Below are 26,280 nucleotides of genomic sequence, written 5' to 3'. Positions count from 1 at the left end.
TCGTTGATGTCCAGAACGACTTTTGCGAAGGAGGGTCGCTGCCCGTGACCGGCGGCATTGCCGTAGCCGAAGCTATCTCGCACTATGTGCGGGACCACCACCAGGAGTACGCCTCGATTGCTGCGACGGCAGATTGGCATATCGACCCCGGGCAGCACTGGTCAAAAACACCTGACTTTGCGCAGTCCTGGCCGGTGCACTGCGAAGTGGGCACCGCGGGTGCTGACTTCCGCGTCGAGTTGGAGCCTGCCCTTCAGCGCGTCGACGCAGTCTTTCGCAAAGGTGAGCACACGGCGGCTTACAGCGGCTTCGAAGCCAGCGCCGAAACCCCTGACGGCACTTTCGGGCTAGCCGATTGGCTTCGCAATCGCGGCATCACTGATGTTGATGTTGTTGGCATCGCGACTGACTACTGCGTTCGAGCCACCGCCCTGGATGCTGCCACAGCGGGCTTTACGACTCGGGCTTTGCTACCACTGATGGCCGGGGTAGCCCCGGACTCGACTCAGGCAGCGGTCGCTGCGTTTAACGACGCCGGCGTCACTGTCGTGAACGAGGTTTGAGCTAAGTTCAGCTGCTGAAGACGACCTGCGTCCCGGCCGCCTTGTCATTGAGCGACTGGTTTTTGCCATCCCACAGTGGCCACAGACCATTGAGGAGGAGAAAGAGCAGGAAGGCGTAGCCAACGATCGGCACATTGCTCAGCAGACTCGCGCCGTGCCACGTTGCCGAGCGAATGGCTGCGGTGACCCACGACAGCGGTGCTTCGTCAGCCAACTTGTGAACCCTCAGGCCCATGGCAAGTTTGCCCAGTGTTGCCGACATGGTCTTTAGCAACACTGTCTCGTAGATGAAGCCCACGAGGCCCGTCGCGACGCCCAGCCAGAGCGAGAAGGCATCAATACCTTGACCCCACAAGACGAACATCATTGGCACACCGACCACCAGGCCGATCAGAAGCCCGTCGAGAATACGAGCGACCAGGCGGCGCCACCACGGTGCGGGACTACCCACCGGTGCCATATCTGCGGAGTTCCATTGCTGGGCATTGGGGTCATGTGACCCGCCGCCTTGTGCTGCTGCCGGGTACGTCTGCTGGTAAGACTGCTGACCGTACGACTGGCCATAATCCCCCTGCGCCTGCTGCTCTTGCTGGTAAGACTGCTGACCGTACGGCTGCTCGCTGCCCGTCGATTGCCACTCCTCACCCTGCTGATCCCCGACGGGGAAAACATCGGTCTCAGCAGTCTGCCATTGAGTTGGGGCAGTTTGCTCCGGCGGTGCCTTCGTGTGCGTATGCGGAGTCCACTGGGCACCGTCCCAATACCGCAGCTGATCGCTATCGCGTGGATCGTCGTACCATCCGGCAGGCTGTTGGCTCATGCGTTAACTCTGCCACGTCAACCGGCAAAGTCGTAGCTATTTTCGCCCGACAAACCACCGGCGCAGAGTTTCCACCCGCTCCAGGACTTGCTCAGTCGATGCTGTTGCCAATTCAGGGGCCGCCGCACGTGCGGCGCAATTCTGCGTGCACAATGGCGTGCGGCTGGTCGGTCTTTCGGGCATAGCCAGACACCAACTTGTTGAGTTCCTTACGGTGTTCAGCGAGCGCGCGGTGTGCTGCGACTCGCTCGGCCACCTCTTTGCCGCCGCCGTTGCGCTGCTGCTTTTTCTGGCGATCCCGCAGCAGGTGAGCAACTTGATCAGGCTCTAGCAGGCCAGGCAGGCCGAGGTAGTCCTGCTCATCATCGCTACCCGACAACGCACCCATGCCAAATTGCTGGGCATCAAAGAGCACGTGGTCAAACTCTGCCTCGGACTCAAGCGCCTCAAAGGTGCCCGATGAGTCAATCGCGGCCTCGCCCTCCTGAGCGGCCTTGATCAGACCTTCCTCCGGTGACCACAAATCATCTTCATCGCCATTGGCATTCTCAGCTCGGTCAAGCGCGTGATCACGCTCAATCTCAAGGTTGCCAGCGTGCTCCAAAATCAGCGGGACGCTGGGCAAAAAGATTGACGCAGTCTCCCCGCGTCGGCGAGCACGGACAAAGCGCCCAATCGCTTGGGCGAAGAACAATGGGGTCGACGTCGAGGTGGCATAGACACCCACACAGAGACGGGGGACGTCAACGCCTTCAGACACCATTCGCACCGCCACCATCCACCGAGAGGTGGAGTCGGCAAAATCTTCAATGCGCTTCGATGAGCCTTTGTCGTCGGAGAGCACAACGGTCACAGGTTCGCCACTGATGGCCTCAAGTTGCTTGGCATACGCCCGGGCATTGCGCTGATCCGTCGCAATCACCAGCCCGCCAGCATCAGGAACGTGGCGACGGACTTCGCTGAGCCGCTTGTCAGCCGACTGCAAGACGGAGGGCACCCACTCCCCCGCAGGGTCAAGGGCGGTTCGCCAAGCTTGCGCGGTGACGTCCTTGGTCAATGGCTCACCCAAGCGAGCGGCGACCTCGTCGCCAGCGCGAGTGCGCCACCGCATACTCCCGCTGTAGGCCATGAACAAGACCGGACGCACGACATGATCACGCAATGCCTCGGCATAGCCGTAGGTGTAGTCAGCGCTGGAGCGCAATATGCCGCGCTCATCCATTTCGTAGCGAACAAACGGGATAGCGGCCGTGTCCGAGCGGAAGGGCGTGCCAGTGAGCGCGAGTCGATGCACAGCCGGCTCAAAGGCTTCGCGCACCGCCTCACCCCAGGACAGCGCGTCGCCGCCGTGGTGCACCTCATCGAGGATCACCAAAGTTGGTTCGTTCTCGGCACGCGCTCGGTGCAGCAGTGGCTTGCTGGCCACCCCAGCGTAGGTGACGGCGATGCCCTGGAAGTCAGCCCCGTGCTTGCCCTGCGCGTTGGTGAACTTGGGGTCAATGCGGATGCCTACCTTGGCCGCTGCATCAGCCCACTGGGTGCGCAAGTGCTCCGTGGGCGCAACGACCGTGATGCGCTTGATGACACCGCGGTTTAACAACTCAGTAGCGATGAGCAGCGCGAAGGTAGTTTTACCTGCGCCTGGTGTGGCCACCGTGAGAAAGTCACGCGGCAACGACTCTAGATAGGTCTCAAGAGCTTTCGCCTGCCAGGCGCGGAGTTTGCGTGCAGTGCCCCAGGCCGCCTTGTCAGGGTATGCGGGGGAAAGGTGCGAAGCGGCTGTAGTGCTCATCGCATCCGAGGATAAGCCCGGTCCCTGAAGACCCGGGCAAAGAGGTCAGCGCTTGGCGCGCCGATCACTCCCCACCATCTTGCGGAGCCTTCAGACCCTGGTAGATCTCTTTGCAGGTCGGGCATACCGGGAACTTGTTGGGGTCGCGACCCGGGATCCAGGTTTTGCCGCACAAGGCAATCACTGGCTCGCCGGTGACTGCGCTCTCGGTGATCTTTTCTTTGCGGACGTAGTGGGCGAAGCGCTCGTGATCGCCCGGCTCACTCAGTTGGGGATCCACGCGAGTGTCTTCGCGTTCCAGCAGACCAGTCTGGGTCGAGGGTCCGCCCGGCTCAGTCGGAGCGTCCAAAGGCTGGCTCATCACGGGGGTGAATTTCTGACTCATCAGGCTCATACCTCTCACTGTAGAACGCTCAGTTGGCTTCTGGGGTGTCGGTGTAAGTGGTGACAAGGGACATGGAGTTGCGTTGGCGGGCTAAGACGTCGCGCCACAGTGCAGTGCTGTCACTGCGAAAAACATCGGCTGGCTCTAAGTCAACAACGAACCAGGCACCTTCAGCGATCTCATCCTCTAGTTGGCCATCGGACCATCCCGCATATCCAACAAAGAGGCGTATTGCTTCGGCTCCGCCAGCAACAATCTCCACTGGCGCGTCGAGGTCAACAAGGCATATTTGAGGCAAGGCGGGGTGCAGGCCGATCAGGTCGTCGTCATCGGTCGCCTCAGGCACCCAGGCAAGGCCCATTGCGGCGTCGGTGCCCACCGGACCGCCGTGGTAGAGCAGTGGCGGTTGGACCACGACTGAGTGCCAATGCGGCAAGACAGCGTCAACCTCGGCACCCGAAGGGTCATTGAGCACGACCCCTTGGCTGCCATCGCCGCTGTGCGCCAGGATCACCACGACGCAACGCTCAAAGTCGCCTCCAGTGATGGGGGTGGCCACCAGCAACTTGCCGATCAGCGGGTCATCCGCAGTCATCGCTGTCCCACCTTTACCCGCGCGCGAATCAGCGCTATCGCGGCGACGCCAAGCGCGACTCCCAGCAGATCGGCTACGGCATCCCAAACGTCCATCTGGCGCCCGCTCGTCAAAACTCGCTGGGCCGGTTCACTGATCACCGCATGCACTATCAGAACCACGATCATGGCGCGCGAACGGACCACGGCCGCGACAGCCGCTGGCAACGCAAACATCAGGAAGTGAACAACCTTGTCAGCGTGCGCAAACGGCGGCGGGCCAGTGCCGGTGGCGAGGTAGAGCAACTGCACCTGCAGAAGCAGCAATGCACCAAAGCAGACGTACCCAACAGCCGCGCGCTGCGAGCTATCCAGCAGGTGCCGCTGCGTCACCAGATGCTTCCTGAGTTGTCCGAGCGCGAGCAGCCTCTTCAACTGCTTTGGCCACGGCTTTGGTCGCCTTGGGGTTAAAGACGCTGGGGATGATGTAGGTCGGGTTGAGCTCGTCAGGGCCGACTACATCAGCCAGCGCCATTGCCGCAGCCAGCAACGTGTCGTCACTGACCATGTCGGTGCCCGCATCCAGCAGACCGCGGAAGACGCCGGGGAAGACCAAAACGTTGTTGATCTGGTTGGCGAAGTCGCTTCGACCGGTTGCAACGACGGTGGCGTGCTGCCCAGCCGCCGCGGGGTCCACCTCGGGCACCGGGTTGGCCATAGCGAAAACGATTGCGTCGTCATTCATTGTGGCGATGTGGTCGCCAGTCAGCAGGTTGCCAGCCGAGACGCCGATAAAGACATCGCTGCCCACGACGGCTTCAATGAGCGAGCCCTGGAACCCGTCCTGGTTGGTGTGACCAGCGACCCATGCCAACTGCGAATCTGGATCGGCCGCGATGTCCGCGCGTTCGGGATGCACGACGCCATGAACGTCGGAGACCACAAGGTTCGCCGCCCCAGCCTTGATCAGCAACCTGATGATGGCCGTACCTGCCGCGCCAGCCCCGGACATAACAATGCGAACATCTTTGAGTTCTTTGTGGACCACACGCAGGGCGTTTCGTAGGGCGGCCAACGCAACGATGGCCGTACCGTGCTGGTCGTCGTGGAAGACCGGAATATCTAGCTCTTCGCGGAGTCGCTCCTCGATGTAGAAGCAGCGTGGAGCAGAGATGTCCTCCAGGTTGATGCCAGCAAAACCGGGCGCGATTGCCTTAACGATCGCAACGATCTCATCGGCGTCCTTGGTATCTAGACAAATCGGAAAGGCGTCGACGTTGGCGAACCGCTTGAACAGCGCTGCCTTGCCCTCCATGACCGGCATCGCTGCCAGTGGCCCGATGTCACCCATACCGAGGACAGCTGTGCCATCCGTGACCACCGCGACAGTGTTGCGCTTAATCGTTAATCGGCGCGCGTCCTCTGGGTTGTCATAAATCGCCTGGCAGATCTTTGCCACACCTGGGGTGTAAACCAGCGACAGGTCATCGCGGTTGCGGATCGGGAGCTTGGACTCAACGCTGAGCTTTCCGCCAAGGTGCACCAGGAAAGTGCGGTCGCTGACCTTGTCGATCTCGACACCGTGGACGGTGCGCATTGCCTCGACAACCTCATCCGCGTGATCGCTGCCATAGGTCGCGATCGTCAGGTCGGCCTGGAGCCGCTCTGTGCCTGACTCAGTGATGTCTCTGCGGTAACCATGCCGGACGCTCGCTCAACGGCGCCGGAGATTTCGCTAACTGCCGTGACCCGCGCAGGCAAGCGCAAGCGGACAGTGATGGAGTTGGACACGGAAGGAACAGGGCTCATGCGCTTCATTGTGACCTATGCCGCCCCCAGGTGCCGGGAATCTCTGGGCGCGTTCGCCTGTTGGCCCCAATATGAGCACTGTTGAACTGACTACAGAGACCTTCGAGCAGACCCTCACCGACAACGACATTGTGTTGGTTGACTGGTGGGCAGAGTGGTGTGGCCCGTGCAAGCAGTTCGGACCCATCTTCGAGGAAGCCTCCAACGAGCACTCCGACATTGTCTTCGGCAAGGTTGACACCGAAGCGCAGGGCGAATTGGCCGGTAGCGCCAACATCACCTCGATCCCGACCGTTATGGCCTTCCGCGAGGGCATTCTCGTCTTCGCACAGCCAGGCGCACTCCCCGCGAACGCACTTGACTCGCTGATCTCGCAGGTTAAGGAGCTGGACATGGATGACGTCCGCGCCAAGATCGCAGAGCAGAGCGAAACCGCAGCGCAGGGCGCTGATTCGTGAGGCGTGACCTCACTTGGTTAGTGGCTCTCGGGGCAAGTCTGTGGGGAACCTCAGCGCTGCTCCGGGAGCCACTTTCGCGTGGGCTCTCTGCTCCCACCGTCGTCTTCTTTGAGCACCTGGCTTTGGTGCTCTTTGTCTCGCCGTTCCTGCCAGCAGCCCTGCGCGCCTGGGCTTCATCGTCCGCGCGGACTCGGGCCGCCACCGTCATCATCGGGGCAGGTTCTTCAGCACTCGCCACGACCCTCTTCACCGCAGCTTTCCAGTTTGGCGACCCGATCACGCCACAGGTGCTGCAAAAGTTGCAACCGCTGCTGGCTATCTTGTTGGCGGTTGTCATCCTCGGCGAGCGGCTGCGACCGAAGTTTGCGTTCTTCGCGATTCCAGCGCTGATTGGTGCTTGGCTGCTGACCTTCGCGGAGCCCTTCAACGTCGGCATCTCCGATGCTCAAGCGGCGCTGTTTGCTTTGGGAGCGGCTGCGCTGTGGGCAGCAGGGACTGTTTTGGGGCGACTCGTAGATCAAGAACTGGGCGCACGCAACACTCTGGTGCTGCGCTTTGCCTTTGGGCTGCCGGCAACGTTGCTGATCGTTTTGGTGACCGGGTCCGGTTGGACAATGCCGATCTCGTTGGCGCCAACGCTGATCGGCCTCGCCTTGATCCCGGGGTTGTTAGCTCTGACCTTCTACTACATCGGCTTGCGGCGCACCCCGGCCTCGCGGGCGACGTTTGCAGAGTTGTTCTTCCCGGTGACAGCAGCGATTGTTGGCGTCACTCTGCTGGATGCCTCAATGACACCGAGCCGCTGGATGGGCATGTTCATCGTGGTCGCCAGCGTGACGGCTTTGGCATGGCACGAGCAAAGAGTGACAAGCCTGCCGTCATTGCGCCAAAGGCGCCAACAGAGTTGAGCAACGCGTAGGCGTTCAAGAGCAGGCATGACTAAGGGCGGCGATCACCGAAATGATCGCCGCCCTTAGACGTTGCAGAACAATGGACTGAACAGTGTGATGTGGTCGAAATGGTGGAGGTGGCGGGAATCGAACCCGCGTCCGCTGCCGGGGAACTAGAGCTTCTCCGGGCGCAGTGCGCTATGGATTTTCTCGGCCCCAGAGCTCGCACGCACACGTCCTCTGACAGGCCCAGTTGAGTAAGAGTCCCGCGTCATCCCCCAACATGATGACGCAGCAAGTTTCCTAGCTGATGCCAGACACTGAGTCGGAAACTACCTCAGGCTGACAGACTTCAGGCTCGCTTAGGCAGCGAGGGCGAAGTCGGTGCGCTTGGAATCGGCACCTGTGGTTTTGCAAGGAACATTAACGAGTTGACCTTGCATTCTCGGCCCGCTTCCTCTAATTGGCCGCACAACGTCGAAACCGATCACCCCCATGAGGTGACCACATCACACTGTCCAGTTTTCAATGTTCCAGAGATGTAGTCTACCCGTGTTTCTTCAGATGGTTGGACATGGCCCGCTGGGCTTCCATCTGATCTTGACGCTCTCGCATCGTCTGTCGCTTATCGTGCAGTTTCTTACCCTTGCCCAAGGCGATCTCGACTTTGGCTCGGCCATCCACGAAGTACAGCGAGAGTGGCACGATCGTGTAGCCAGCCTGGCCAGCCTTCATGATCATTTTGTCGATCTGATCGCGGTGCATCAACAACTTGCGACGCCGCCGGGCGCTGTGGTTGGTCCAATTGCCCTGGGAGTACTCGGGGATATGAGCATTCTCGAGGTACAACTCGCCGCGGTAGTCCGTGACATAGCCATCGACCAGAGCAGCGCGTCCCATCCGCAAAGACTTAACTTCTGTCCCCGTCAGGACCAGGCCTGCTTCGACCGTGTCCTCAAGGTGGAACTCGTGGCGCGCCTTCTTGTTGTTGGCAACAAGCTTGCGACCCTTCTCCTTCACCATCTGCTCTTTCCCTCGCCGTGGCCTGCGGGCAGGCCCAATAGTGCAACGCGAACGCGACGCAACGTCCGAGTTTACAGCCAATTCATCGGGTTAACCGTGATGCCGTTTTCTCGCGTCTCGAAGTGCAGGTGGCACGCTGTTGAGCTGCCCGTCGTTCCGGCGTAGGCAACAACTTGCCCGCTGCTCACTGAGCCCGACTTCACCGCATACGACTGCAGGTGCAGGTATGTCGTGGTCAAGTTCACGCCGTTCACCACACCATGGTCAATGATGATCTTGTTGCCACCACCCGCGGTGAACGGGGTGTCGATGACGGTGCCGTCAGCGCCCGCATACACCGGAGTGCCGCAGTTGGAGGCGAAGTCGAGTGCCAGCGTGTAAGCGCTGGTCGCCGAAGATGGGGTGGGTCCGGTAGCCGTAGCTGCTGGTAACGGCAGCTGGGGTTGGCCGGGAGAGATACCCGCCGCTTGGGGCTGGCGCAGGTGCCGGTGCGGGTTCAGGGGCTGGCGCGGGAGCAGGGGCTGGCGCGGGAGCAGGGGCTGGCGCGGGAGCAGGGCTGGCGCCGGCGATGAAGACGACTGCTGCTGACGCTCTGCTTCGGCTTGGCGTTCTGCTTCAGCCTGACGCGCAGCCTCAGCCTGACGCGCAGCCTCGGCTTCGGCTGCGCGTTGCGCCTCGGCCTCAGCGATGCGCTTGGCCTCTTCGTCCGCGAGCCGTTGGACCTCAGCCTGCTCGGCAATGTCGAGGTCGTACTTCTCGGCCGCCAATTCAGCCAACTGCGCTTCCAGGTCGTCGTTCTCCTGTTGCGCTGCCTCCAAGTCCTTTGAGACCTTGGCCTTCTCCTCTTCAAGCTCGCTTGGTCTGCTTCCTGCTGAGCTTGCAAGTCTTCCAAGTCAGTCTTCGCCTCGTCGGCAGCCGTGACCGCGTCTTCCTTTCGGATGACGTTGGCCTCGGCTTCAGCCAGCAGGTCCGCGATATCGGCCCGGACGCCCGCAAGCCGATCTTGCTCGGCTACTTCGACTGCTTTCTGGTTGCTCAACTCTTGAATGCTCTGGTCTTGGACGCGCAGAACTGTTCGCGACATCTCGAGCTCTTGCACTGCGTCGCCATCGCCAGCCAAGACGTCAAGGGTCGCCTCTAGCTCGCCAACCCCACCATTCTTGTAGGACTCGCGGGCGATGGCTCCGACAGCGGCTTCTGTTTCTTCTTGCGCCTGCGCATTGTCATCAAGCGAGGTTTGAATCTTTTCTTCATTGGCGTAGGCAACATCCAACTCACCCTGAATGCGGTCTGCCTCCACTTCGGCAGCATCCAACTCATCCTGAGCTCCGGCCAGGGCTATTTCAGCCGCCGCAACATCGGCGTTGGTTTTCTCAAGCTTGGCGTTGGCCGCTTCTAGCTCAAGTGATGTGTCCTCCAGGTGCTCGCCCAGGTCTTCAATGGACCCCTCGACCTCAGACTTGTCGTTCTGAGTGCCTTGCTGCTCCTGTTGGACCCGCTCTTGCTGGTCTTGAATATCATCGAGCTCGTCTGCCAGTGCGGGCGTGCCCATAATCATTCCGGCACTCAGCGCAATGATCAGCGATGCCTTAATCCCCCGGTGACGGTGGGGTCGGGCCAGAGTGGTGCGGGAAAGAACATTCATCAGGGGCCTCACTAAACGCGAACGTAACGACGCAGGGCGAACCAGGAGGTGATGACCGCCAGCAAGACGGCCCCACCGACCAGGAAGGGGCTAAAAAGAAGAGTTCTGAGCTGCCGATCAAGCTGACCAAGCCACTCTGTCCGGCTAGGAGATCGGATAGGTAGCCGGTGATGCCGTACTCAACGACGCCATACAACAGGGCTAGAGCCAGCAGACTTCCAAGCAGAGTGGCCAGGACTGTCTCGATAATGAACGGCACGTACAGAGTGAAAGCGCTGGCGCCCACCATCCGCATGATGTTGGTTTCTCGGCGGCGTGACCAGGCTGTCAGCCTGATAGTGGTGCCGATCAGCAGCAGAGCACAGATCAGCATGGCCAGGGCCAGCGAAACCGCGCCGAAAGTCACGACATTGAGGAACGCTGCCAGACGCTGGACCAGGTCACGCTGGTCCACAACGTCGTCGACGCCGGGCGTGCCCTGGAAGGCACCGGCGATGACGTCGTACTTGCTGGGGTCGAACAATTGCACCCGGAAACTCTCCGGGATGGCCTCTTGCGGAATGGTGTCCAGGGCTGGGGAGTTGCGGAACTGCTCCCGGAATCGATCGTATGCCTCGCCATTTGACTCATAGAAGTAGTCCTCGACCAACGGGCTGAGGCTCTCTAGGTCACTCTCGATCTGGTCACGCTGCTCTTGCGTGGCAGCTCCCCCGACACAGGCAGCGACGTCGGTCGCGTTTGGAGTGCACAGGAAGATCGTGACCTGGACCCGGTCATACCAATAGCCCTTGGACAGCGACGCTTGCTGTTGCGCGAGCAAGCCGCCACCCATGAAAAACACCGAAACCATGGTGACGAGCACGACAGAGACAAACATTGCGGTGTTGCGGCGCAGACCGTTGGCCACCTCGCCGAAGAGGAACCCTAATCTCACGAGCCCTCCCCCACCTGTGTGTCGACATACTGGCCATCGGCTTGGTCTCGGATGATCACGCCATCGCTGAGTTGAACGACCCGCTTGCGGAAGGTGTCGACAATCGTGGTGTCGTGCGTGGCCATCACCACGGTGGTGCCAGAACGATTGATCCGGTCCAGAATGGCCACGATCTCTTGGCTAGTTTCTGGGTCCAGGTTTCCGGTGGGCTCATCGGCCAGCAGGATCGGTGGTTTGTTCACCATGGCTCTGGCAATCGCTACTCGCTGCTGCTCGCCACCAGAGAGTTCGTGCGGCAATCGCTTGCCTTTGCCTTCGAGTCCGACCAGTTCCAGCGTCTCGGGGACTAGCTGCTTGATCATGTGTGGCTTTGTCCCCAAGACCTGCAACACATAGGCGACGTTTTGATAGACGGTCTTGCCAGAAAGCAGACGGAAGTCTTGAAAGACCGTTCCCACTCCCCTGCGCAGCCGTGGCACGTGCCGTCGGGGCATCTTGTTGAGGTCATTGCCTGCAACCAGGACCCGCCCCTTGGTGACCGTACGCTCCAAAATAATTAGCCGAATCAAAGAGGACTTACCCGACCCAGAGGCTCCCACCACGAAGACGAACTCTCCGCGCTGGATGTCGACCGAGACGTCATCGAGCGCCCAAGGATCGCCCTTGGCGTACCGCACGCTGACATTTTCCAGAGTAATCATGAGCTATCGAAAACTGCCTGACAGATCGGGGGCATCGGTCGGCCCGCTCACCAGGCACAAGCCAGACGAGAGTGAACCACACACGATGTTACGTGTGGGACCTATGTGACTGCAGCAACCTCACGTGACCGGCGTTGCGGAAACGTGACCCCTGAAGGGTTGTTTTTGCTCGACCTACTCGGCGTCGCGCTCTTGTGAGCGCTTCCACCGAATGCCAGCTTCGATGAAACTGTCAATCTCGCCATCGAGAATGACCGACGCGTTGCCCGACTCCTGTGCCGTGCGCAGGTCCTTGACCATTTGGTATGGGTGCAAGACGTAGGACCGCATCTGGTCACCCCATGAGGCCTTGATGTCTCCAGCCATCTCCTTCTTGGTCGCGTGCTCCTCGGCCTTCTTCAACAACAAAAGCCGAGACTGCATGACACGAAGTGCTGCCGCGCGGTTCTGGATCTGGGACTTCTCATTTTGCATCGACACGACGGTGCCAGTGGGGATGTGCGTCATTCGGACGGCAGAGTCGGTGGTGTTGACCGACTGCCCGCCAGGGCCGGATGAGCGGAACACGTCGATCTTGAGGTCGTTGTCCGGAATTTCGATGCTGTCGGTGGTCTCGATCAGTGGGATGACCTCCACCGCAGCAAACGAGGTCTGACGGCGCCCCTGGTTATCGAATGGGCTGATCCGAACGAGGCGGTGAGTGCCCGCTTCAACGGACAACGTGCCGAACGCGTATGGAACCTTGACCTCAAACGTCGCGGACTTCAGCCCGGCCTCTTCGGCATACGAGGTGTCGAGCACGGTCGTGGGATAGTCGTGCCGCTCGGCCCAACGCAGGTACATCCGCAAGAGCATCTCGGCCCAGTCGGCCGCATCGACGCCACCGGCACCCGAACGAATCGTCACGACCGCTTCGCGCTCGTCGAACTCACCGTTCAACAGGGTGCGGACCTCCAGTTGATCCACGTCTTTACGCAGCGAAGCCAACTCAGTCTCGGCTTCAGCCAGGGCTGCGGGATCTGACTCTTCTGTGGCGAGCTCGACTAGGACTTCCAACTCGTCAATGCGGTCACCCATCCCGACAATGCGGTCGCGCTCGCTGTTTGCCCGGGAGAGTTGAGAGGTCACCTTTTGGGCGTGATCGACGTTGTCCCAAAGGTCGGGAGCGGACGCCTGCTCTTCGAGGTCAGCGATACTGGCCGCCAGACGATCCAGGTCGGTCACCTGGGAGACCGTCAGCATGGTCGCGCGCAGGTTCTTTAGTTCGGTCTCAAAGTCAACAGCCACGAGCCAACAGCCTACGCGCTCCCTATACCTGGCAGGTCCGCCTCAACTAGCTAGCGACGGCAGACTTGTCGGCAGAAACCGACGAACTCACCTGAGTCATCAACCACTCGACAGCAACTCCGGCCTTCCAACCTTGCGGATACTGACCCATGAGGTGACGGGCACCGTCGAGATCCTGCCCGAGAGTCACCAAGCGCGTCTCCGAGTAGCCGTCCTTGCGGGTCTGGCCCAGCCCGATGTTGGCCATCAAGCCATTGCACAAGCACTTGCGGCCCTCGGTGGCTGGCTTTTCGCCACCCTTCTTGAGGTACATGTCGATGGGCTCCGCGGGGCAGCGAAAGCCTACGTCGCCGTTTTCTTTCTCGTATGCGGTACGCAGGTAGGACAGGTCGCACAGCCGAGGACGCTCTTGATAGACCTCTTCCTCGCTGGCCGTGTCCTTGAGTGTCGCCACCTTGAAGGGGAAGCCAGTCGGGCTGGCACGCGGGTCGTTGCGGACTTTGATGTCGCCGTTATCGCGCAATTGCTCAAGCAACTGCTCACGCGTTTCTTCGGTGACGCCGCTGTCGTTGCTCAGCGCAAACAGAGTTCCGACCTGAACGCCAGCTGCCCCTGCCTCGAGCGCTTCGGCGACCTTTTCCGGCGTGCCGTAGGCACCGGCCACCCAGAAGGGCAGACCGATCTCAGCCATCTTGAGCAAGTTAGCCAAGTCGCGGGGGCCGTAGATGGGCTCGCCGTCATCGTCCAACTTCATCTTGCCGCGCGGTGGCGCGCTGTGGCCGCCTGCGCTGGGGCCCTCGACGATAAACCCATCAGGGCGAATCTCGGGGTCGCGGTAAAGGTAGTTTGCGAGCACCTCAGCCGACACGATCGCCAGGAACTGAGGACGCTTGATGGTCTCGGGGGTGTCGTCGCCAAGAATGTCGACGGGGTCTGCGCTGATATAGCGGGTGATTGACCCACCAGCCACGTCGGCCGTGATCTTGCCCTCGCGCTTAGCGGCGAAGTCGTTCAACAGGGCGGGGATTTCGCGCGGGATCCCAGCACCCATCAGCACGTAGTCCACACCCGCCAGTGCCGCACCCAGCAATGCCGTGGGGGTCGCAACCTGCAACTTTTCCAAGCAGTTGATGCCTACGACGCCGTCGTGGCCCTCTTGGCACACCACACTTCCGCGAAGTTGCCGACAACGGCTAACTCGGCGGCCGCGCGGGAGGTGTCCAAGGTCAACTTGGGCAATGGCCGGTAGGGCGCGTCCTCAGCCTTGCCGCCTTCAATAAAGAACTTATCCAGGATCCGAGCAGCCATTTCTGGCGAAGGGAACGCGGCAAGCGCCCGGCGCATGTGACCGCCTGGGTCGCCCTGCTGTAAGCGCCGCGCCAACACAGCATCCATCGCGGTTCCCGAGATCACACCCATTTGTCCGGCCATCGACACTTCACGTGCGAGTTGCCAGGACGAAACGGCTACGCCCATTCCACCTTGAATGATGATGGGCTGCGTGCTTGGGGCCACAGGAGCCTCCTTGGTACGTCAGGAAATCGATACCACGACACCGTAAGTTTCGCTTGCGTAACCTACGGTAACGTAACTAAGCCGTGATGTCGCTTCCCGGCGACGATTCACCGGCGGCGATTCACCGGCGGCGCAAGCGAATACCCTGCTCATCGATATCAAACTCGATCTGCGAAAGATTGGCAATGACTAAGTCTGCGGTGAGCTCTGCAGCGTCGTGAGTGGTGGCCAGACCAAGGGTCGCGCAGCCTGCGGCACGACCAGAGGCCAGACCGCTATGGGCGTCCTCGACGACCAAGCACTTTGATGGGTCCACGCCAAGCCCTTGAGCTCCCAAGACGTATGGCTGTGGGTCGGGCTTGCCGCGAGTGATGTCATCAGCGGTAATCATCACCGGTGGCTGCACTAGTCCGGCCGCGGCCACTCGCACGCCAGCCAATTCCGCTGTTGCTGAGGTGACGATTGCAGCGTGGCCAATTAGGGCTGACAGGCCCGCGCAGCGCCGGGCAGCGCCACCACACCTTCTGTGTCGGCAACCTCGAGCTCAACGATGCGCTGGAGCCCGGCGACAGGGTCAATATCGGGTGCCACGGCGGCAATGATTGCGGCAGCGGGCATGCCGTGATAATTCTCCAGCGAAAACTCCGGCACCTCATATTCGGTGGCCCACCGTCGCCAGGACCTTTCCACTGCTGCGGTTGAGTCAGTGAGCGTTCCGTCGTTGTCAAAAAGGACAGCGTGGAACGTGCGCCCTGCAGCGCACCGAGAGTGCCGTGTGTGTCGGTGTCTTCAGCGTGAGTCATAGCGCTATCGTCACCTACGCATTCGCGCTCTTGGCCATCGCCACTAGGTCACATGTAGACCGCCGCCACGCCGAAGGTTAGATTTACGCCTACGTGCTGTTAAACCTGATGACGTCCTTCACGCTGACCTTCGGCGTTTCCTGACAATTGTCGCGTTGTTGATGCGGGGAAACCAAAGACCAGGATTTCGAAAACAATGTCAGCTGAATTTCGCGATCGTTGGTTTCTACTCATCGAGATCTGAGCGGGCCCGGCTCTCCACCGTCACACTCACTCCAGAGCCAAATTGGTCCAATACTGAAGTGATAATCGGCAGGTGCGCGACCCCTTGCACCCGCACCACCGCCGTGCGTCCATCCGGTGAACCTGTCCCCGGCGCAACACCCCAGCTCGAGACTTGCGGCGGGAGCGGCACGCTCGAAAGATGCTCAGCAGCAGCCACCCGGACGGCAGAGTCGGTCAGCGGAACGCCGCTGCCTAACCCGCTCTCGTAGAGCTGCTCTTGGGCGATGGAGTCTGCGGCGTCCAAGGCTGCCGCATCCGCAGCATCGAGCAGGTGGATCCGACTCAATTGCACGGAGGTCACGGAGACAACCGACAAGATGAGGGTCAATGAGATGGCAGCCATGCCAAGGATCAGAACACCTATTTGCCCATCCTCCCGCCCGGCCCGCAGGAGGGCGAGGCGGGCATCGAGCCCCTGGCGCGTCACTTGCTCTCCTGGAAGAAATCAACGACTTCGGTATGTTCCGCGGCGAGACTAACCGTGGTGGGCACGATGCCCTCCATAAAGTCGGGAATCAGTGGCAACTCGACGGCAATCCGCGAGTTCGCCACCACCCGGCTGCCTGGCTGCAAACACTCGGCATCAGGACAAGACACATCGACCGAACCATCCTGGGCTTCAAATCCATGACTCATCAAGACGAGTTGGCCTCCCCCGGCTGCCCTACCTGGTGCTTGAGAAACATCAGGGGCAGTGACGTAGGCCCGGGCTGATTCTCGCGCCATCGCCGACGCCGCATAAGCACCGGCCTGGACCCGACCTAGAGTCCCGACGAGATAGAGCAGAGGCAGCATCACCAAGACCATCAGAACTGTCACCTCGATCAGCATTGAGCCACGATCCGGCTGCCCGATGAGTGATCTGCCCCGATTGGCCGTCATCCCTGATCCTCGGCGTAGGCCAAGCCAGTCACGGTCATCGTCCCGGAAAGCCTAAGGGTCCGAGCACTGGCAGAGGTAAGTCAACGGTCACTCGGCTGACAACGACACCGTTGATCACGGTCTCATCAGACGTGACCTCCGTGCCGTACCTCCCCGGCGCAGTTGACCTCAGCAAGGACTCGGTGCGGATCGCGCCTTCGAGCGGCGAGGTATCGGCACGGGCAGCGACCCGAGCGCCCTCGATGGCATGCGCTGTCGCCGTGTTGCGGATGTGCAATGAATACCCCACCTGCAGGACAGCAGCGAATATCAGCGACACCAACCCAGACAGCAGGACGAAGTCGGTGACTGCAGCGCCCGATTCTCGGCGTTGACACCACTTCGCCAACTCGCCCCAGCCGCACACCCTACGGGCCGGTCACACCAGAGATGGCTGTGCTGAAGAGATTGGCCAGCAATGGCTCCGCGATCAGCCAAAGCGCCGCTACTAGGCCGGCAGTCATGACCGTGATTAAGACCCATCCGGGGACGTCGCCCCGCTCGGGTTGGTTGAGCCAGTTGTTCAACTGGCTCGCCATGCGACCGCGGATGCGTCCCGTGACCCGGCGAACTCCGATAACTCGCTTCATCTTGTATCTCCTTCGTTGTTTCTGAACATTGCTAAGTCGTTGGCGAAGACCGCTAAACCGTGATCTGCAAGAGCGACAGACCGGGATAGACGGCAAAAAGCACGGTCACAGGCAAGACGAGGAAGACGACCGGCACCATCATGTAGATCTCACGCTTACCGCCTTCCTCAATCAAGGCTTGGCGAGCAGCTGCACGGGCATCGGCAGCCTGGGCTCGCAAGACCTCGCCCAGCGGTGTCCCGCGTTGCATCGCGACCACGAGCCCATCCACAAATCTGCTGAGCGCGGTGAGACCCGTGCGCTGGCCCATCCCTTCTAGGGCCTGGGGCAAAGGCATTCCCGTTCGAGCTTGACCGAGGGCAAGCTCAAGCTCGCCTGCCAACTCACCGGTCGAGAGGCGCGAAACTCGCTCCAACGCCTGCATGGTCCCCTCCCCAGCAGTCACTGCCAGCGCCAAGAGCTCCGCCATCGCTGGGAATTCCGCCATCAGACGCTTCTCGCGTCGGTTCGCCATCGAGGTCAGCACTGAGTCTCGGGCAATCACCCCGCCGAGGCCAGCACAGCAGACCAGGACGAACAGCGCCCAAGGAGATGCCCCGCGAAGCCACCACACGAGCGAGCCTCCTGCCGCCGCCAGCACCATGCCGGAAACACCCCATAGGACCTGCTGCAGCCGGAATCCGTCGACATCGTCGGTTAGCCCAGCCCTGGTGAGGCGCAGGCTGACAGAATCACGGCCGCCAAAAAGCCGATCGATCCAGCCGGCCGCACGGTGGCCGAGAGGACGGCCGATATCCGACCAGCGCAACGGGACTGTCGGGTCCTGAAGAAGCCGCGAGCGCCGCGGAGCACGATCGAGGTATGGCTCGATTCGCTGCACCAAGTCGGTGCCGCGAGTGGCCGGCAGCCCTCGCCAAACAAGCAGAATGCCCAGTGCAAATATTGCTCCCAGCAACGCGCCCAGCCAGACCGGATTCATACTCATCGCAAGACCCGCTCATCCTGCGGCAGCCGGCCAATACGGACCATGGCCCAGTAGGCCAGAGCAGACATTGCGCCACCTAGTGCCAGCACGACAATGCCTGTTGGCTCGCTGTAGGCAACGAGTGCGGTGCTTCGAGTGGCCATCAACAGCAACACAACCCACGGCGCCGCCATCGCCAGTCGAGCGGCGTTGACCGTCCAACTCTGCCGGGCTTCCATTTCGGCCCGCGAGTGCGCGTCCTCGCGAAGAAACGCGGAAAGAGTGCGCAAGACGCGGCCAAGGTCACTTCCACCAACATCTCGGGCGATTCGGAGCGCTTCAATCAACCGGTCCGCGACTGGATCGGACAAGAGGTCTTTAGCCGGTCAAGACTGTCAGAGAAGCGACCAGTAGCCCGGTAATCGGCCGCGAACGCGGCGAACGGTTCACGCAGATCCTCTGGGCCACGGTCGGCAAGTTGGACCAGAGCCTCAGGCAAAGCCAGACCTGCTCGCACGGCTGACGACACGTGATCGACAACGTCAGGCCACACTTCGCGTAGCGCTGTCCGCCGTTGGCGGGCTCGGCTACGCACCCAGCCGATCGGAGCCCATGCGCTCATCGCGGCAAAAGCCAAGGCGATGGCCAGCACACTCGTTAGGGTGTACCCGATCAGCAGGACGATCAGGAATGTCGCAAGGCAAAAGCCAAGAGTCCAGGGCCGGACAGCCCGCGGACACCGGCAAGTGCGATCTCGTCGCTCAGTCGGAGCATCCATGCGCGGGCCGCACTGTGCCTTCTCCGGGGCTCGCGCGGCCAGAAGGACCACCACACGCAGGCCAGTCCAATGCCAAGTGTGAGCCCCCAAAACGCCCCGCTCACGAGCCGTCCCCCAGCAATTCGGCCAAGTTGAAGCCAGCGTTTTCGAATCGTTCTGAGCGCGGTGGGAAACCATCAGCCCGGCGCAATTTGCCGTCCTGGCGGTGGAAGATATCGGCAACCTCAACAACGTCGCCTTCGACCCTGCCGGGTAACCCGACGATTTCTTGGACGCGGCGGTGACCATCGGCTTGCAACGCGACGTGCACGACCAGATCCAGCGACGAGGCCACCGTGGGGACAACAAAACTACTGCTGACGTTGGCACCGGCCAGCAGGGGCAAGGTGCACATCTTCGTCACAGCTTCACGGGCGCTATTGGCGTGGACCGTGCACATCCCAGGAAGGCCACTATTCAGCGCAATCAGCAGGTCCAGGCTCTCTGCTTGCCGGACTTCGCCCACCACGATCCGGCTGGGGCGCATGCGCAAGGCCTCTTTCACCAACCGCCGTAGCGGGATCTCCCCTGTGCCCTCAAGGCTGGGCTGACGGCATTGCAAGGCCGCGACGTCTCGTAGCGGAAGTTTCAGTTCAAAGACTTCCTCACGTGATGACGCGTTCTTGTTGAGGAATCGCAGCAGCGAGGCAGTTGAGCATGGTCGTCTTGCCTGCCTGAGTGCCCCCGGCGACCAAGATATTGAGTCCACTGGCAACTGCTGCGCTCAAGAATCTTGCAGCGCCCGGAGTCATCGACCCCAACCTGACTAAGTCCTCTAGGTCATCAGCGGCGACAACGAACTTGCGAATGTTGACGGCCCAGTGGCGCCGCGTCACATCCGGGATCGCGACATGCAATCTTGAACCATCGGGCAAGGCCGCATCGACAAAGGGCGAACTCAGATCAACCCGGCGCCCCGAAGACCTCAACATCCGCTCCACCAAATCCTGCACTTGGTGCTCGGTGAGCAAAGTTGGCGTTAACTCGGCACGACCATGCCGGGCTACGAAAACCCGGCTTGGTTCGTTAATCCAAATCTCTTCGATAGACGGATCATCAAAATAGGCCTGAAGTGGGCCATACCCTGACACCGAGTCGACGAGTAGGCGCTCAGTCTCGTTGGCGTCCGCGATGGGCGGCAGGCCTTCGATGAGGACACGCTCTTCATAGTCCGCCAGCACTTCGCGCACCAAAGACAAGACAGCTGCCGCATCCCGATGCGGGTCCAAACGCCGGCGTCGAATCAGTTCGCGCACGTCGTCTTCCAGCAAGAAACTAGCGCCTGTTGCCACCCGAATACCCCCTAGCCTTACGTATGAGGCGTGTGGTGGCCCCCTGCAGCCACCACACGCCTATGAAAAGAGAATCATGCTCCGGAAGCCAAAGTAAGCGATTTGGCGAAGTCTTTACTTTGCCAAAACCAAAACTTGTGGATAACTCGACAGTAACCACACCTGGGGATAACTAAATGCTGAAGCCGGTCTCTCTTGGCACTGTTGTCGGATGCAACTGCGCCTGGTGATGGTTCATCATTCCGACCGCTATGCCGTGGAGGTCACCTCCGAGGGTCCGGTCACCTTCAACGACTTAATGAACCACTTTCCCTTACCTGGCCACGCGATCCGCGCTGCTATCGAGCCTCGATACACCGAAAGACTCAAGCCCTCGTTGCCACCGACGTGGTTGGCCAATTTCCGTTGAGCCACGGAGCGACTCTGGCCATCTCAACCCTCCTTGGCCCGAGAGTCCAGAGGCTCCTTCCCGTACGCCGGCGCTAGTCACCGTCAGCACGGGGCCAGATGCCGGACAAGCCCGATCTCTGAAGCCTGGCCAATCCATCAGCATTGGACGCGACTCCGCCTGCGGTCTATCGCTACAGGACCCATCGTTGTCGCGTCGTCACGCCCTGGTCCGAGCCAGCCGCGGAGGCATCGAGGTCGACGATCTTGGGTCAACCAATGGGATCTACCTCAACGAGGTCCTTGTCGTGAGCGAAGCCGCCTGGAAGCCGGGCCAAGTCCTCAGGCTGGGCGCCAATCAACTTCAACTGGTCCCACAGCAACGACTGCCGCTGGCCACCATGGCTACCGGCACAGGGCACCTCGAGGTCGCCATTCCCCTGCGCCCGTCCCCACCGCCATCCCCCATCGAGCTCGAGGCTCCAGCACGTCCAACACCGCTCACCGCCCGGCCTATGCCAATCCTTAGTTGGGCCATTCCATTGGTTGTCGCGACCGGACTCGCGGCCGTGTTTCGGATGCCCATGTTGATGCTCTTCGGCCTTTGGCACCGGCGATGATGCTGGGCACATGGGCCTCCGAGCGCATTTCCGCTAAGAGGCAAAGCCGGACAGACATTGCGGAGCACCGCTCCCATTGCGCGTCTCTCGCGCACAAGTTACAGACAATGTCGCGGGTCACCGTCGAGCAGATGAACGCCGCCGACCCTCCGGTCGGGGAACTCTGCCTAGCCATCGAGACTGGACCACGTGAGGGCTTGTGGTCTGGTCAGGCGAGGCCGCTGACGCTACGGGTAGGACGCGGCAATCTCACCACCGGGGTCAACCTCGACGGTCTTCCCTGGAAAGGGACGGATGTCCCCATTTTGGTTCGCGGCCGCGTCGTTTGTGTCGTTGGCCCACCGGAGTTGGTGCGCCGCGTTGGGCGCGCCATGCTGCTGCAAAGTTGCTGCACTTCAGCCCGGCGCAGATGAGTATCGAGGTAGAGGGCGAACACCCCGCTTGGGACTGGGTGGCCTGGTGTCCACATCGCAACTCACGCGCGTCCGAGATCTCGCACGTCACCCTCGTTGACCGACTCGACCTTCGCACTAACCACCCTGGGTTCGTCCCGAATCCGCCGAGATGGTCGTCGTTCTTGCTCCTGAGCCGGATGCGATCTTCGGTGCTGATGAGGTAGTCACGGTGCAGGACTCACACCAAATCTGCGTGTCCACCCCGACCCATGTCGTCACTGGTGTGCCTGATGAATTGAGCTTGCCGCAGGCCCATCAGTGGGGACAGGCGCTGGCGTGCCTTCGTCTCTCGGAGGCGCCCTCGGGCGACAAAGGCCTCCCCGATCGCGTCGCGCTTGAAGACATCGTCCATCACGCGACAAGCGGGCCGGAAACGGCCGCTCGCTGGCAAGATCGCCAATCCAAGGCGTCCGCGCCGATTGGCAGCACGTCGGAGGGTGTCTGCACGCTCGACCTTGCCAAGGATGGTCCGCACGCTCTGGTCGCAGGCACGACGGGGTCAGGCAAGTCCGAACTGTTGCGCTCCTGGGCGCTATCGATGGCGTTGTCGCATAGCCCTGACGACCTGGTCATGGTCCTCGTGGACTACAAAGGGGATCAGCCTTTGGCGACTGCGCAGCCCTGCCGCACTGCGTCGGCCTGGTCACCGACCTTGATGAACATTTGGCCGAACGAGCGTTGACCTCACTCATGGCCGAGATCAAGCGGCGCGAAAGGCTCCTCGCCAACTACTCCGCACGTGATCTGGACGCCTACCTGTCAGCAGGGAAGGGGCCATCCATTCCGCGCCTTGTCATCATGATCGACGAGTTCCGCGTGCTCGCCGAGGAAGTGCCACAGTTTGTCGATGGGTTAGTGCGGCTCGCAGCCCTCGGTCGTTCATTGGGCTTGCACGTCATCCTGGCTACGCAGCGCCCAGCAGGTGTTGTCACAGCCGATATCCGCGCCAACATGAATCTGCGGATCGCGTTGCGGTTGCGCGATGCGACCGACTCGTACGACGTGATCGAGTCGCCCGAGGCGGCTGCACTTCCCGAAGGCACACCCGGTCGCGCCTTGATTCGAACAGGCGCGGAGGCGGCCAGGACTGTCCAGGTGGCACACAGCGGAAGCCGACGTCAGTCAGCGGAGGCCAAATCACGGACCGTTTTCTTGGACTCGTTGTGGCAGCGACCGGGCTGCAATGACGGGGTTGAGGCACGTGGAGCCACCGGACGAGGGCAATGATCTCGTCCATGCCTGCCAGGACGCCGCCAAGTTGCTGCATTGTGAAATGCCCCAGAGGCCATGGCTTGCGCCACTCCCGGACCTCATTTCGGTCGGGACGTTGCCTGAACGTGGAGAGACTGCAGACCTTCCGTGGGGACTGGTCGACATGCCGTGGGAGCAGTCGCAGGTGAGCGGGATGTGGAACCCGATTAGCCAGGGCCATCTGGGCATTGTCGGTGGGCCGCGCACCGGGCGCACGACCTGGGTCCGGACCATCTTGGGGCAAATGGCGATCGGGTCGAGGGCCTGGGGTGTTTATTGCTTTGACTACCCAGGCGGGCTCGCAAGCCTGGATGAGGCGATCCCGTGCGGAGCCCGCGTAACCGGCGGCGAGACGTTGCGTGGCAGCCGAGTCATCAAGCAACTCGAGAGCATGCTCGTGGGGCGACAGACACTTCTGGCTTCTTGTGGCGCCACCACACTTGCTGAGTGGGAGTCGCGGTCGCGAAACCAGTTGCCACTGGTCTTATGGATCATTGAGGGGTGGTCACAATTCGTCGAGGAGTATTCGTCCTATGACCGTGGGGCGGTGTACGCGGCAGCGCTGCGCGTCATCCGAGAGGGCGCTTCGCTCGGCATCGTCGTGATCGTGACCGGAGATCGATCGCTGCTCAGTGGCACGATTGCCGGGCTTCTCACCAGCACCTGGTCCCTCCGGCTCAGCGATCCGATGGATCTGCTGATGACCGGACTAACCCGGACCAAGTGCCAGCACGAATGCCACCCGGTCGGGCCATACAGATTTCTACTGGTTCGGTTGCTCAAGTAGCGGTACTGGGCGCTTCAGCGGACGGAGCTGATCAGGTCGCCGCGCTGAGGACACTGCTGAGCAAAGCCAACCCTGGCAACCCGGGTCGCTGATTCCATCCGTGATCCGGCTTCCTCACTTGGTCCACCCCTAGAACCTCGAATCGACCACCTCGTCGTAGGGGTCGGCAATGACGAAGGTGAAACCGTGGCCATACCATTGCCTCGCGAAGGCCTGAGAATAGCCGTAGCCGGGCCGCCGAGATCCGGACGCACCTCGACGCTGCGTGCACTCGAAGCTAGCGCACGTGCCAATGGCCTTGAGGTGGTCCGTATCTCTGGCTCAGCGCGTGACCAGTGGAGCCACTATGAGGACGTCATCGGGCAGCAAGGCGATGGCCTCGTTCTTGTCGATGACGCAGAGATGCTCCTGGACTCATCGCTGGAGGAGGCCACCCTGCGTTGGGCAGCGGACGGGAACATGCACCGCCATTTGGTGGTCGCCGCTGATGTCAGCGACACAGGCACGATTTATCGCGGTCTCATCCCGGCTGCGCTGCGGCAAAAATGTGGGGTCCTCCTGAACGCCGCAACTGCCCAGGAGGGCTCGCCGTGGGGAGTTGCCGCCCCGGTCGGTGACTTACGTTGCCCTGGCCGCGGGTCAATGATTTTGGGCGGAACCTGCACGCGCGTGCAGGTGTACGCAGCCTCTTAGTCCAGTGAACCCATGGCCAGGGTTGAAACCACGACAGTAAGGCCAGCCACGAGGACGCCACCAGCCACCAAGGCCGGAGCGAATTGGAACATCGCGATGCCAAGGGGGACGAGCAGGCCATTCGCTGCGATAGCGGGAGCTTGAGCCCGGGGTTGCGATGCCAAAGTCCGTAGGCGACGTAGCCAAACCCCACGATGAAGACGACAAACAGCACGATCGACATCAACACAATGATGGGGTCGCTCCCCTGCCCGGTCAGCAGCTCCCAGGCATAAAGAGCGCAAAGCCAGTCAGGGCGATCGTCTCGACACCGACGAGAGTGGCGGCGATGCGACCGGCCTGGAGGTTAAGCGGCGTTGGCTGGACAGGGCTAGTCATGGAATCCGAGGGTAGTCGCAGCGGGCCACGTCGCTATCACTACGCTGATGCCAGCACCTACCTACACCTCAGGAGTCTCGATGGATTGGTCAAACTTCGCCTTGGTCGCGCTGATGAGCGCGCTAGGCCTTATTTTCTTGCAATTCCTCACATGGGTCTGGTCGCAACGTGCGGGAAAACTCTCCGTGGCCGACTCGGTTTGGGGGGCTGGCTTTGTCGTCGTTGGCTTGATGTCTTTGCTCTTCGGCTCTGGCGATGGCCAGCGCAGGTTGCTTCTTTTCGTCCTCGTCGCGTTGTGGGGCCTGCGCCTCTCGTGGCACATCTATGTGCGCTCGCGGGACAAAGGTGAAGACCCGCGCTACGCCGAGCTTTATGGCGATATGGACCCCAAGGCCGCGGCCTTGCGCGTCTTCGGCTTTCAGGGGTTGTTGCAGTTCGGCGTCTCGCTTCCGCTGCAGGGCTCGGCTGCCGCTGGCGCAACCACTGGATTCGGGTGGGTGCTCTTAGTGCTTGGCATCATTGCCTATGCCATTGGCTTGACCTTTGAGGTCGTTGGTGATGCTCAGCTGAAGGCCTACATGAAGAAGAAGGACGCCAACAAGAGCAAGGTGATGGATGAGGGACTGTGGGCCTGGACCCGTCACCCCAACTACTTCGGTGACGCCTGCCTATGGTGGGGTTTCTTCCTGATCGCACTATCGGGCAGTTGGGCCTTGTGGTGGACCCTGGTGGGCCCGGCCATCATGACATTCCTGTTGCGAAATGGTTCCGGCGCAAAAACCTTGGAAAAGTCAATGAAAGAACGACCCGGCTATCGCGAGTACATGAAACGCACTGCCTACTTTTTCCTCGTCCTCCGAAGAAATAATCTTCAGGATCGCCAGGGTACGAGGGCTAGGAGTTTGCTAGTCCCCGCACTTGTGCGTCTGCGCCCGTCAGGACTGGGTCTCCGTGGCCCACGTAGGCGCTAGCGAAGGTCAGCTGCGCCATCGCTTCGACAGATTTCAGCGCTTCGTCATAGTCAGGCGTGAAGTCCGGGTTGGGCAAGGCCAGGGCGCCATCGTCGCTGATCAGGGCGTCACCCGCGAGCAATACGCTTCGCTCAGTGTCCAGCGCCGCAATATGTCCCGGGGTGTGGCCAGGCGTCGCGATAATCGTCAGGTTGGCCACCTTTTGTTGGTCATCCACCCCGATCACCTCACGACCGATGTCGATGGCAGCCAGATCGGGCTTACCGGCATAAAAGGCTGCCTCGGGGGCGGCTTGCGCGATGGCCGCCGCTGACCCCACGTGGTCACCGTGTGAATGCGTCAAGATGACGGTGCTGAGGCCGCCCCACCCCAAACCTGCTGAGGTCAGCATCGCCTCAATATCGCCTTCGTCGCCTTGATTCCCGGTATCGAGCAGAGTCGCTTCACCGCCGCGAACTAACAGGTATGCCGAGACGAAACCGAGATTGATGCGTTCCCAACTCGCTTCGGCCGCCTCAGACGTGGTTGCCGCAGCATCCGAGTCGGCCGTTGCCTGGGCCCCCTCGCTAACTTGTTCATCGCTAGAGCAAGCAGCAAGCAGCGCGAACAGGCTCGTGCCTGCTCCGATTTCGAGGACACGGCGGCGCGAGAAGGTCGTCATCACGCCAGTA

General features: G+C 61.2%; 32 protein-coding genes, 1 other RNA gene and 4 pseudogenes. 10 read left to right on the top strand and 27 right to left on the bottom strand.

The window, feature by feature from the left end:
- The first annotated feature begins 44 nt into the window (after positions 1 to 44).
- Positions 45 to 563: an isochorismatase family protein gene (locus tag L0A91_RS01720; RefSeq protein WP_311197929.1), complete on the top strand. Its 519-nt coding sequence runs from the start codon at positions 45 to 47 to the stop codon at positions 561 to 563.
- A gap of 7 nt (positions 564 to 570) precedes the next feature.
- Here L0A91_RS01720 and L0A91_RS01715 read toward each other — a convergent pair whose 3' ends face one another.
- The 6 genes and pseudogenes from L0A91_RS01715 to L0A91_RS01690 form a co-directional block, all read right to left on the bottom strand.
- Complete coding sequence (locus L0A91_RS01715) at positions 571 to 1,383, bottom strand: RDD family protein (RefSeq protein WP_235245565.1); 813 nt, start codon at positions 1,381 to 1,383, stop codon at positions 571 to 573.
- A 36-nt stretch (positions 1,384 to 1,419) separates the two neighbouring features.
- Positions 1,420 to 3,175 (bottom strand): annotated as a pseudogene (locus L0A91_RS01710) (DEAD/DEAH box helicase).
- Positions 3,176 to 3,239: 64 nt separating this feature from the next.
- Entirely contained in the window at positions 3,240 to 3,536 is a 297-nt protein-coding gene (locus tag L0A91_RS01705; protein WP_235245564.1) for a DUF3039 domain-containing protein, read from the bottom strand.
- 52 nt (positions 3,537 to 3,588) lie between these two features.
- Entirely contained in the window at positions 3,589 to 4,155 is a 567-nt protein-coding gene (locus L0A91_RS01700; RefSeq protein WP_235245563.1) for a YqgE/AlgH family protein, read from the bottom strand.
- Positions 4,152 to 4,526 carry a VanZ family protein gene (locus L0A91_RS01695; protein ID WP_235245562.1) on the bottom strand — a complete coding sequence of 125 codons (375 nt, stop codon included), beginning with the start codon at positions 4,524 to 4,526 and terminating at the stop codon, positions 4,152 to 4,154. The genes L0A91_RS01700 and L0A91_RS01695 overlap by 4 nt, the downstream gene beginning before the upstream one ends.
- Positions 4,501 to 5,942 (bottom strand): annotated as a pseudogene (locus L0A91_RS01690) (NAD-dependent malic enzyme). Before L0A91_RS01690 ends, L0A91_RS01695 begins: the two are co-directional and overlap by 26 nt.
- Positions 5,943 to 6,013: 71 nt before the next feature.
- Here L0A91_RS01690 and trxA point away from each other — a divergent pair.
- Both trxA and L0A91_RS01680 read left to right on the top strand, forming a co-directional pair.
- The gene (gene trxA, locus L0A91_RS01685) at positions 6,014 to 6,400 is read left to right on the top strand and encodes a thioredoxin (RefSeq protein WP_235245561.1); all 387 of its coding nucleotides are present in this window, start codon (positions 6,014 to 6,016) and stop codon (positions 6,398 to 6,400) included.
- 20 nt (positions 6,401 to 6,420) lie between these two features.
- On the top strand, positions 6,421 to 7,308 hold the full coding sequence (locus L0A91_RS01680; RefSeq protein ID WP_235245560.1) for a DMT family transporter: 888 nt from the start codon (positions 6,421 to 6,423) through the stop codon (positions 7,306 to 7,308).
- 111 nt (positions 7,309 to 7,419) lie between these two features.
- Here the strand turns inward: L0A91_RS01680 and ssrA are convergent.
- The 18 genes and pseudogenes from ssrA to L0A91_RS01590 form a co-directional block, all read right to left on the bottom strand.
- Positions 7,420 to 7,785, bottom strand: a transfer-messenger RNA (tmRNA) gene (ssrA, locus tag L0A91_RS01675).
- 51 nt (positions 7,786 to 7,836) lie between these two features.
- The gene (gene smpB / locus L0A91_RS01670; protein WP_235245559.1) at positions 7,837 to 8,313 is read right to left on the bottom strand and encodes an SsrA-binding protein SmpB; all 477 of its coding nucleotides are present in this window, start codon (positions 8,311 to 8,313) and stop codon (positions 7,837 to 7,839) included.
- Between the two features lie 71 nt (positions 8,314 to 8,384).
- Entirely contained in the window at positions 8,385 to 8,651 is a 267-nt protein-coding gene (locus L0A91_RS01665; RefSeq protein ID WP_235245558.1) for a M23 family metallopeptidase, read from the bottom strand.
- Positions 8,652 to 8,809: 158 nt separating this feature from the next.
- The gene (locus L0A91_RS01660; RefSeq protein WP_235245557.1) at positions 8,810 to 9,958 is read right to left on the bottom strand and encodes a hypothetical protein; all 1,149 of its coding nucleotides are present in this window, start codon (positions 9,956 to 9,958) and stop codon (positions 8,810 to 8,812) included.
- Entirely contained in the window at positions 9,903 to 10,892 is a 990-nt protein-coding gene (ftsX, locus tag L0A91_RS01655) for a permease-like cell division protein FtsX (RefSeq protein ID WP_235245556.1), read from the bottom strand. Before ftsX ends, L0A91_RS01660 begins: the two co-directional genes overlap by 56 nt.
- Positions 10,889 to 11,593: a cell division ATP-binding protein FtsE gene (gene ftsE, locus L0A91_RS01650; protein ID WP_235245555.1), complete on the bottom strand. Its 705-nt coding sequence runs from the start codon at positions 11,591 to 11,593 to the stop codon at positions 10,889 to 10,891. Before ftsE ends, ftsX begins: the two co-directional genes overlap by 4 nt.
- Positions 11,594 to 11,767: 174 nt before the next feature.
- Positions 11,768 to 12,880, bottom strand: a complete 1,113-nt coding sequence (prfB, locus tag L0A91_RS01645; RefSeq protein ID WP_235245554.1) for a peptide chain release factor 2 — start codon at positions 12,878 to 12,880, stop codon at positions 11,768 to 11,770.
- A 46-nt stretch (positions 12,881 to 12,926) separates the two neighbouring features.
- Positions 12,927 to 14,045 (bottom strand): nitronate monooxygenase, encoded by a 1,119-nt coding sequence (locus tag L0A91_RS01640; RefSeq protein WP_235245553.1) that lies wholly within the window; start codon positions 14,043 to 14,045, stop codon positions 12,927 to 12,929.
- On the bottom strand, positions 14,015 to 14,395 hold the full coding sequence (locus tag L0A91_RS01635) for a hypothetical protein (RefSeq protein WP_235245552.1): 381 nt from the start codon (positions 14,393 to 14,395) through the stop codon (positions 14,015 to 14,017). The genes L0A91_RS01640 and L0A91_RS01635 overlap by 31 nt, the downstream gene beginning before the upstream one ends.
- A gap of 121 nt (positions 14,396 to 14,516) precedes the next feature.
- Complete coding sequence (locus L0A91_RS01630; RefSeq protein ID WP_397333836.1) at positions 14,517 to 14,825, bottom strand: HAD-IA family hydrolase; 309 nt, start codon at positions 14,823 to 14,825, stop codon at positions 14,517 to 14,519.
- Positions 14,826 to 14,872: 47 nt separating this feature from the next.
- Positions 14,873 to 15,085 carry a hypothetical protein gene (locus L0A91_RS01625; protein ID WP_235245550.1) on the bottom strand — a complete coding sequence of 71 codons (213 nt, stop codon included), beginning with the start codon at positions 15,083 to 15,085 and terminating at the stop codon, positions 14,873 to 14,875.
- Between the two features lie 339 nt (positions 15,086 to 15,424).
- Positions 15,425 to 15,910: a pilus assembly protein TadG-related protein gene (locus L0A91_RS01620; RefSeq protein ID WP_235245549.1), complete on the bottom strand. Its 486-nt coding sequence runs from the start codon at positions 15,908 to 15,910 to the stop codon at positions 15,425 to 15,427.
- The gene (locus L0A91_RS01615; protein ID WP_235245548.1) at positions 15,907 to 16,365 is read right to left on the bottom strand and encodes a pilus assembly protein; all 459 of its coding nucleotides are present in this window, start codon (positions 16,363 to 16,365) and stop codon (positions 15,907 to 15,909) included. Before L0A91_RS01615 ends, L0A91_RS01620 begins: the two co-directional genes overlap by 4 nt.
- A 34-nt stretch (positions 16,366 to 16,399) precedes the next feature.
- Entirely contained in the window at positions 16,400 to 16,753 is a 354-nt protein-coding gene (locus tag L0A91_RS01610; RefSeq protein WP_235245547.1) for a TadE/TadG family type IV pilus assembly protein, read from the bottom strand.
- 19 nt (positions 16,754 to 16,772) lie between these two features.
- Positions 16,773 to 16,994: a hypothetical protein gene (locus L0A91_RS01605; protein WP_235246697.1), complete on the bottom strand. Its 222-nt coding sequence runs from the start codon at positions 16,992 to 16,994 to the stop codon at positions 16,773 to 16,775.
- Positions 16,995 to 17,046: 52 nt separating this feature from the next.
- On the bottom strand, positions 17,047 to 17,979 hold the full coding sequence (locus tag L0A91_RS01600; protein WP_311197928.1) for a type II secretion system F family protein: 933 nt from the start codon (positions 17,977 to 17,979) through the stop codon (positions 17,047 to 17,049).
- Positions 17,976 to 18,840, bottom strand: a pseudogene (locus L0A91_RS01595) (type II secretion system F family protein). Before L0A91_RS01595 ends, L0A91_RS01600 begins: the two are co-directional and overlap by 4 nt.
- Positions 18,837 to 20,067: pseudogene (locus L0A91_RS01590) on the bottom strand (CpaF family protein). Before L0A91_RS01590 ends, L0A91_RS01595 begins: the two co-directional pseudogenes overlap by 4 nt.
- Positions 20,068 to 20,384: 317 nt before the next feature.
- Here L0A91_RS01590 and L0A91_RS01585 point away from each other — a divergent pair.
- The 6 genes from L0A91_RS01585 to L0A91_RS01560 all read left to right on the top strand — a co-directional run bounded on the left by L0A91_RS01585 (position 20,385) and on the right by L0A91_RS01560 (position 24,260).
- Positions 20,385 to 21,074 carry an FHA domain-containing protein gene (locus L0A91_RS01585; protein ID WP_311198124.1) on the top strand — a complete coding sequence of 230 codons (690 nt, stop codon included), beginning with the start codon at positions 20,385 to 20,387 and terminating at the stop codon, positions 21,072 to 21,074.
- Positions 21,075 to 21,181: 107 nt separating this feature from the next.
- On the top strand, positions 21,182 to 21,487 hold the full coding sequence (locus L0A91_RS01580) for a hypothetical protein (RefSeq protein WP_235245546.1): 306 nt from the start codon (positions 21,182 to 21,184) through the stop codon (positions 21,485 to 21,487).
- 151 nt (positions 21,488 to 21,638) lie between these two features.
- A complete protein-coding gene (locus L0A91_RS01575) occupies positions 21,639 to 22,211 on the top strand; it encodes an FtsK/SpoIIIE domain-containing protein (protein WP_235245545.1) in 573 nt (190 codons plus the stop codon).
- Positions 22,193 to 22,756: a hypothetical protein gene (locus L0A91_RS01570; RefSeq protein WP_397333768.1), complete on the top strand. Its 564-nt coding sequence runs from the start codon at positions 22,193 to 22,195 to the stop codon at positions 22,754 to 22,756. The genes L0A91_RS01575 and L0A91_RS01570 overlap by 19 nt, the downstream gene beginning before the upstream one ends.
- Before the next feature lie 100 nt (positions 22,757 to 22,856).
- Entirely contained in the window at positions 22,857 to 23,567 is a 711-nt protein-coding gene (locus tag L0A91_RS01565) for a hypothetical protein (RefSeq protein ID WP_235245544.1), read from the top strand.
- Positions 23,568 to 23,753: 186 nt separating this feature from the next.
- Positions 23,754 to 24,260, top strand: coding sequence for a hypothetical protein (locus L0A91_RS01560; protein WP_235245543.1), 507 nt, complete (start codon positions 23,754 to 23,756; stop codon positions 24,258 to 24,260).
- Here L0A91_RS01560 and L0A91_RS01555 read toward each other — a convergent pair.
- Positions 24,257 to 24,424 (bottom strand): hypothetical protein, encoded by a 168-nt coding sequence (locus L0A91_RS01555; RefSeq protein ID WP_235245542.1) that lies wholly within the window; start codon positions 24,422 to 24,424, stop codon positions 24,257 to 24,259. The two genes, L0A91_RS01560 and L0A91_RS01555, sit on opposite strands and share 4 nt — an antisense overlap.
- A 91-nt stretch (positions 24,425 to 24,515) precedes the next feature.
- Positions 24,516 to 24,638: a hypothetical protein gene (locus L0A91_RS17105; protein ID WP_260115263.1), complete on the bottom strand. Its 123-nt coding sequence runs from the start codon at positions 24,636 to 24,638 to the stop codon at positions 24,516 to 24,518.
- A gap of 47 nt (positions 24,639 to 24,685) precedes the next feature.
- Here L0A91_RS17105 and L0A91_RS01550 point away from each other — a divergent pair, with 47 nt between their 5' ends.
- The gene (locus L0A91_RS01550) at positions 24,686 to 25,609 is read left to right on the top strand and encodes a DUF1295 domain-containing protein (RefSeq protein WP_235245541.1); all 924 of its coding nucleotides are present in this window, start codon (positions 24,686 to 24,688) and stop codon (positions 25,607 to 25,609) included.
- Here L0A91_RS01550 and L0A91_RS01545 read toward each other — a convergent pair.
- Entirely contained in the window at positions 25,533 to 26,270 is a 738-nt protein-coding gene (locus tag L0A91_RS01545) for an MBL fold metallo-hydrolase (RefSeq protein WP_235245540.1), read from the bottom strand. The genes L0A91_RS01550 and L0A91_RS01545 overlap by 77 nt on opposite strands.
- Positions 26,271 to 26,280 lie beyond the last annotated feature (10 nt).

Source organism: Ornithinimicrobium sp. INDO-MA30-4, from assembly GCF_021535045.1.
Lineage (GTDB): Bacteria > Actinomycetota > Actinomycetes > Actinomycetales > Dermatophilaceae > Ornithinicoccus.
The sequence above is the reverse complement of the archived record's forward strand: the minus strand, read 5'-3'. Positions and strand labels throughout refer to the sequence as shown.